The 6,982-nt window shown below is 49.8% G+C and carries 5 protein-coding genes; all 5 read left to right on the top strand.

The features are described 5' to 3' along the window. On the top strand, positions 1 to 81 hold an 81-nt coding region (locus ACPV3A_RS18505; protein ID WP_426200561.1), incomplete at its 5' end, for an IS3 family transposase. A 434-nt stretch (positions 82 to 515) separates the two neighbouring features. Next, a complete protein-coding gene (locus ACPV3A_RS18500; protein ID WP_071219420.1) occupies positions 516 to 1,445 on the top strand; it encodes an ABC transporter permease in 930 nt (309 codons plus the stop codon). A gap of 21 nt (positions 1,446 to 1,466) precedes the next feature. Further along, on the top strand, positions 1,467 to 2,414 hold the full coding sequence (locus tag ACPV3A_RS18495) for a carbohydrate ABC transporter permease (RefSeq protein ID WP_426200555.1): 948 nt from the start codon (positions 1,467 to 1,469) through the stop codon (positions 2,412 to 2,414). A 115-nt stretch (positions 2,415 to 2,529) separates the two neighbouring features. Beyond that, positions 2,530 to 4,050: an ABC transporter substrate-binding protein gene (locus tag ACPV3A_RS18490; RefSeq protein ID WP_426200554.1), complete on the top strand. Its 1,521-nt coding sequence runs from the start codon at positions 2,530 to 2,532 to the stop codon at positions 4,048 to 4,050. A gap of 130 nt (positions 4,051 to 4,180) precedes the next feature. After that, positions 4,181 to 6,961 carry an endo-beta-N-acetylglucosaminidase gene (locus ACPV3A_RS18485; RefSeq protein ID WP_426200553.1) on the top strand — a complete coding sequence of 927 codons (2,781 nt, stop codon included), beginning with the start codon at positions 4,181 to 4,183 and terminating at the stop codon, positions 6,959 to 6,961. Positions 6,962 to 6,982 lie beyond the last annotated feature (21 nt).

The raw sequence follows: 6,982 nt of genomic DNA, 5'->3' as shown, positions 1-6,982 counted from the left end.
TACAACCACTATCGATATCAATGGAACTTAAAGAAGATGACTCCTGTACAGTACAGAAATCATCTTCTTCAAAGTGCCTAACCTTTTTTAATTGTCCTTTACATGGGGTACATTTTAGATAAGCTTTGGCCTGTTTTTTGTTGTTTTATAGAGGTTGTTCAAAAAGTCATCTTTTGATCACGAAGGGAGTCAAGAAGTAACTCGGCATCGAATCTTGAATTCAGCCGGGCCTTCTGGTGCTCACGTACCCAAAACGTACGCTCCGCTCCTCAGTCCCTAGCTTCATCCAACCTTCTCGGTGCTGAAAACCCGACTTTTTGAACACGCACTTATAAGGGATTCTTTAATTTATCCATCCCGTTCTAGTATTTTTCAACTTGAGCGCGATAGCGCTTACTTGGCACAATGATAGTAGTTAAGGGCGAGGGATAGAATAGCCGCATTGACATAGATCATGGGGGATCTTCTAGAACAGTCGCATCACTTGTATTTAACGGGGAAGAGGAGGAGTGCTCATGTCGGGGTTCATCAAAAAGGTTATACGCAACCGGTTTATGCTGCTGATGATACTGCCCGGAACCATCTGGTTTCTTATCTTTGCTTACTTGCCCATGTTCGGCACCGTTCTCGCGTTTAAGGACTTCCGTATAAGCCCGGACGGATTTTTTGCCAGCGTGTTCAACAGCGAATGGGTAGGGTTCAAAAACTTCGAATATCTGTTTACAACCAATGATGCCTATATCATTACGAGGAATACGATTCTGTACAACCTTGCTTTTATTATCCTGGGCCTGATCATTGCGGTGGGCTTTGCGATCATGCTAAGCGAGCTGGTCAACAAGCGGACGGCCAAGGTATATCAGACCGGCATGTTTCTGCCGCATTTTTTGTCGTGGGTTATTATCAGTTATTTTGCGTTCACCTTCTTGAGCGTAGATAAAGGGACGTTGAATCAAATCATCACTTATTTCGGGGGAGAGCCGATCAGCTGGTACGCCGAAGCTAAATATTGGCCCTTCATTCTCGTTTTTGTCGGCATCTGGAAAGGCGTAGGCTACAACAGCGTTATTTACCTGGCAGCTATTACGGGGATCGACAAGTCTTATTATGAAGCGGCTGTTATCGATGGAGCCAACAAGTGGAAGCAAACGCGGTATATTACGATTCCGCTCTTGAAGCCGCTTATGATCATACTGACCATATTGGCCATCGGGGGCATCTTCCGTTCCGATTTCGGATTGTTCTATCAGCTTCCGAAGGACTCGGGCGCGCTCTACCCGGTAACGAATGTTATCGATACCTTCGTCTACCGCGGACTGATCAATATGGGGGACATCGGAATGAGTACGGCAGCGGGCTTGTACCAATCGCTTGTAGGGCTGGTTCTGATTCTAGTTGCCAACTATATCGTTCGACGAATTGAAAAAGATCATGCGATCTTCTAATCCGAGGGAGGTGTACCGTTCATGACGAAGCTATCAACGCAAACCGCGAATCAGCCGGCAAAGCGTTCAAAGAAGAGAGACTACAACGCCATCTCCCCATTGTGGAATACGATTTTTAATATCGTGATCGGCATCTTCTCGTTCTCCTGTATCTTTCCGTTTCTATTTGTTATTATTATTTCCTTGACCGACGAACAGACGCTGGTCTTGGAAGGCTTCAGGCTGCTGCCGAGTMAGTTCAGTACGGCGGCGTACGAATATATTTTCGAGACGGGAGGCGAGCTGCTGTCCTCATTCAGCTTGACGCTCCTGGTTACGGTACTGGGGACGCTGGTGAGTCTGGCATTGGTTACGACTTATGCCTATGCATTGTCTCGTCGAAACTTTGAATTTCGAGGCTTTTTCAGCTTCCTTGCATTCTTTACCATGCTGTTCTCGGGCGGTATGGTACCTGGTTATATCGTGATGACCCAGTTCCTGCATCTGCAAAACACGATCTGGGCATTGATATTTCCTTTATCCTTGAGCGCGTTCTCCATCATCGTCATGAGGACCTTTTTCCAAACGACGATTCCGGATGAAATTATCGAGTCCGCCAAAATCGATGGCGCGGGCGAGTTTCTGACCTTTATCCGCATCGTGCTGCCGGTCTCGCTGCCGGGGATTGCAACGATTGGTTTGTTCAGCTCCTTGGGTTACTGGAACGACTGGTTTAATGCCTTGCTGTATTATAACAATCCACAGGCAACGCCACCGCTGCAGTTCATGCTGATGAAGATCGAGAAGAACATGGATTTCCTGACGCAGAATGCGCAAAATATCGGTTCATTCGATGCAGCAGCCGGCCTGCCGACAGAGACGGTAAGGATGGCGATGGTCGTATTGGCGACACTGCCGATTGTTATGGCGTATCCGTTCTTCCAGCGATATTTTGTCCAGGGCCTGACGGTAGGCTCGGTCAAAGGCTAATTTCATATGGTTGTACCCGCATCGCACACTGCCGGAGAAATCCGGCTTTGATGTTTCAGGTGTGTAAGCGGTGTCAATATAGCATTAACCATTAAGTGATACAGGGGGAAAACACATGTTTAAGAAAAAGGTTTCTATACTGTCCCTTGCTCTTGTGCTTCTGCTGACGGTTGTATTGTCGGCTTGCGGCAGCAAGGAAGGCGCTAAGTCCGGCGAGCCTGCGAAGGAAGAGGCAGCCGTTCAGAGCGACGGCACGGTCGATGTTTCCAAGCTGGATCCGGTCAAACTGAAAATGTACATGATCGGGCCTAACCAGAAGGATCTTCCCGTGGTTCAAGAGGAAATCAATAAATATTTGACGGAAAAAATCAATGCAACGCTCGAGATCAGTATGATCGACTGGGGCGATTACAGCCAGCGGATGCAGGTTATTACAAGCTCCGGCGAGAATTACGACATCGCCTTCACTAGCTCATGGGCGTTCGATTATCTTCCAAATGCAGCGAAGGGCGCATTTAAGCCGCTGAATGATCTGCTTGATCAATATGGAAAAGGCATTAAGGAAGCGCTGGATCCTCGTTTCTTGGAAGGAACGAAGGTCAACGGCGTGAACTATGGCATCCCGGCCAACAAGGAATTGGCACAGCAGTTTGTATGGCGTTTCAATAAGAAGTATCTGGATAAGTACAACCTGGACATTTCCAAGGTGACAACACTTGAGGATCTGGAGCCGCTTCTGAAAACGATTAAAGAGAACGAGCCTGCGGATATTACACCGCTTGCCGTACCGAAAGGCTTTAAGCCGTACTTACCGGTCGACTTCCCGCTTGGCGATGAAATTCCGATCGGTATGTACCTTGACACCAAAGACTTTAAATTTGAGAATCTGCTGGATTCACCTGAACTGAAATCGGCTCTGACCACGATGCGCAAATATTATAAAGCGGGTTATGTACGCGAGGACGTAGCGACGCTCGACGGCATTGATAACATCAAAACCGGCAAATGGCTCGTGGACCGCGAGATTACACAGCCATACGCGGAGCTCGGCTGGTCCAGAAACGCGGGATATGACATTGTGACAAGACCGATGCACGATCCAGTCATTTACACCAGCTCCGCTGCGGGCTCGATGATGGCGATTTCTTCGTACTCCAAAAATCCGGAGCGGGCGATGATGTTCTTGAACCTGCTGAACACGGATGAGAAGCTGCGCAATATGATTCAATACGGTTTGGAAGGCACGCATTACAAGAAGCTTGAAGGACCATACATCGAGGATATGCCTGCTATGCAGGAAAGCTATGCCATGCCTGGATTTGCGCTCGGCAATATGTTCCTGACGTATCTTCATGAAGGCGAGCCTGAAGACAAATGGGAAGCATTCGAGAAATTTAACAGCTCCGCTGTGGTAGCTCCTACGTTCGGCTTTAACTTCGACACGGCTCCGGTAAAAACGGAGGTTGCGGCCATCACTAACGTAGCGAAAGAATTCATTCCTGCACTGTACACCGGCTCCATCGATCCTGAAGAATACTTGCCAAAAGCAAAACAAAAATTCCAGGATGCTGGAATTGACAAAGTTATTGCTGAAGCTCAAAAGCAGTTTGATGAGTGGAAGACTCAAAACAAGTAATCCATAAAAGTGTATGAGGGGGTAGAAACGGCTGATCTAAAGCGGCCGTTTCTCTCTGTCATTCCTTCTTTTAGATGGAAAAAGCATTCATTGTTACCACGAAATCATGAATTAAACAGGAGGTTTTCCCATGAAACGAATCAAACCGGATTATTTAACGAAAGCCCAGTGGAAACGCAGAATGACGGTATGGATGAGCACGGCAGTGCTGGCCGCGTCCCTGACGGGTTTTGCTGGAGAAGCCGAAGCAGCACAACCTCACTCGTCATATTGGTATCCGAACACGCTGCTGGAATGGTCGCCGTCCACGGATAAGGATGCCCTGTTTAATCGGGGAACGGTTAAGCTGGAGGATCAGCGTATCCAGGGTCATAAGATAAACAGCAATGCCAAGGAGGAAGTGAAGGTTTTATCGATCGCTTCCATGTATCCAAGCACAAGCGGAGCTCCTTCCCAAGGCTCGGAGAAGTTCCATACCTATACGTTCAGCAATTGGCAGTATATCGACAAGCTGGTGATGTGGGGCGGTTCGGCAGGCGAAGGATTGATCGTTCCGCCAAGCGCTGACGTGATCGATGCGGCTCACAAGAATGGCGTACCTGTTTTTGGAACCGTTTTCTTGCCGCAAACCGAGCATGGAGGCAAAATCCAGTGGATGCATGATCTGTTAAAGCAGCGGGAGGATGGATCCTTCCCGGTTGCAGACAAACTGATTGAGGTTGCTAAGTATTACGGATTTGATGGCTGGTTCATCAATCAGGAGACTCAGGGCGGAACGCCTGAGGATGCCGCCAAGATGGCTGAGTTTTTAACGTATCTTCAGCAGAAAAAAGCGCCGGGCATGGAAGTGATCTGGTACGATTCCATGATCAAGGAAGGACCGGTGAAGTGGCAGGGGGCTTTGACGGACAAGAACGAGATGTTCTTCCAGGAGGGAAATCAGCGGGTTTCCGACAATATGTTCATCGATTTCCGCTGGCAGTTCAAAGACGAGAAGAACGGCCAATACGATTACATTACTCCGTTCTTGAACTCTCCGGCCAAAGCGGCGGAGCTTGGCCGCAGTCCGTATGATTTATATGCCGGCATCGACGTGGAGGCGAAGGGCTACGAAGGCAAGTTCAATTGGCCGGTTGTGTTCCCGGATGGGAAGAAAGCCACGACTTCACTTGGCATTTATCGTCCCGATTGGGCGTTCAACAGCTCCGAAACCCATGAGGAGTATATGAAAAGGGAGCAGATCTTCTGGGCGGGACCTGGCATGAATCCGGCTAATACCTCGCAGCCTGAAGGGACCGATCCGCTCGCCTGGAGAGGGATTGCGAATGATGTGGTTGCCAAAACCGTGCTCACCGGTTCCGAATTTGTCACCCATTTCAATACCGGGAACGGCCATATGTTTGCGGTGGACGGTAAAGTGATGCGGAGCAGGGACTGGAGCAATCGGAGCCTGCAGGATATTTTGCCGACCTGGCGCTGGATCACGGAAACTAATGGCAAGGGTGAAGCCCTCAAGCCTGGATTTGACTTCAGCAAATCTTACTACGGAGGCAGCTCGCTTCAGGTGGCGGGTGCCGTAAGCAAAGGCTCCTCTACTCATGTCAAGCTGTATAAGGCGAATATCCCGGTAGAACCGACGACGGAAGTATCGCTCGTCTATTCGGACAATGCGAAGGACGCCAAGGTGAAGATTGGGTTGGCATTCTCCGATGCGCCGGATCGGTATGAATTTTTCGAGCCTGGCAAGTGGACCGCCACGGGTGCCGATCAGGATTGGAAGCAGGGCAGCGTTAAGCTGAACAAGTATAAAGGCCGCACGATTGTGGGAATCTCGCTGCAATTCGAATCAGCCGCGGATATAGCGGATTATCGGGCGAATATTGGAAAACTGGCCGTTACTCAGGTGAACGATAAGGCGAAGAAGCCGCACCAGGTGACCGATCTTCAGGTCATCGATAATGATTTCCGCGACGGAATATATGGAGATGCGCGATTGTCTTGGAAGGCACCGAAACAGGCTGAGGACGTGATGTACTACCAGGTGTACCGGGTTCATCCGGACGGCAAGTACGAGTTGATGGGCATGACGGGGAATACGGTATATTACGTGCCGGAAATGAAGCGGATGCTGAAAGAGCAGGCAACCAAGATGGCCGTGATTCCGGTAAACCGACATTACGAACAAGGAAAAGCATCGTCGGTAAGCTTTGACTGGCCGGAATATCCGAAGCCGGTTGCAGCCTTCAAGGCGGATAAAACGCTGATCGCACCGGGAGAAACGGTACAATTCACAGATCTTTCCTCGGAAGTGACGGAGTCCTGGAGCTGGAGCTTCCCGGGCGGACAGCCAGCATCCAGCACGGAGCAGAATCTTAAAGTGACCTATCCGGAGGAAGGAACGTACGAAGTGACGCTAACCGCTACAAATAGCGTTGGCGAGGACTTGGTTCGGAAGAAACTCATCACGGTTACACGGGAAGCGGAGAATGGCGTGGGCAACCTTGCTCTTGGCAAGGAAACATCAGCATCCAGCTTCGTGAATGAGAAGGAAGCACCTGCATTTGCGGTGGACGGTAACGCCGCCACCAAGTGGTGTGCTGTTGGAGACGGGCCTCACTGGCTGACGGTGGACCTGGGAGCCGAGCATAAGCTCAGCGAATTCGTGATCAAGCATGCGGAAGCCGGGGGCGAGCCGGCCGCGTTCAATACGCGGGCATTTACCATTCAGGTAAGCTCGGATGGCAAGGAATGGAAGGACACGGTATCGGTCAAAGACAATACGAAAGCGGTCAGCAGCCATGCCATCGAACTCACCTCCGCACAGTACGTGCGTCTTCAAATAGAGAAGGCGACGCAAGGCGGGGACACGGCTACGCGGATTTATGATTTTGAAGTACTGGGCTTGAAATAATTCGGAGAACTAGAAAGGGCG

Source organism: Paenibacillus sp. Dod16 (assembly GCF_049893405.1).
GTDB lineage: Bacteria > Bacillota > Bacilli > Paenibacillales > Paenibacillaceae > Paenibacillus_AQ.
The sequence above is the reverse complement of the archived record's forward strand: the minus strand, read 5'-3'. Positions and strand labels throughout refer to the sequence as shown.

What these genes read in the sequence shown, in the direction of transcription:
- ACPV3A_RS18500 (WP_071219420.1), top strand. Translation starts at nt 516, where the DNA reads ATGTCGGGGTTCATCAAAAAGGTTATACGCAACCGGTTTATGCTGCTG.
- ACPV3A_RS18490 (WP_426200554.1), top strand. Translation starts at nt 2,530, where the DNA reads ATGTTTAAGAAAAAGGTTTCTATACTGTCCCTTGCTCTTGTGCTTCTG.
- ACPV3A_RS18485 (WP_426200553.1), top strand. Translation starts at nt 4,181, where the DNA reads ATGAAACGAATCAAACCGGATTATTTAACGAAAGCCCAGTGGAAACGC.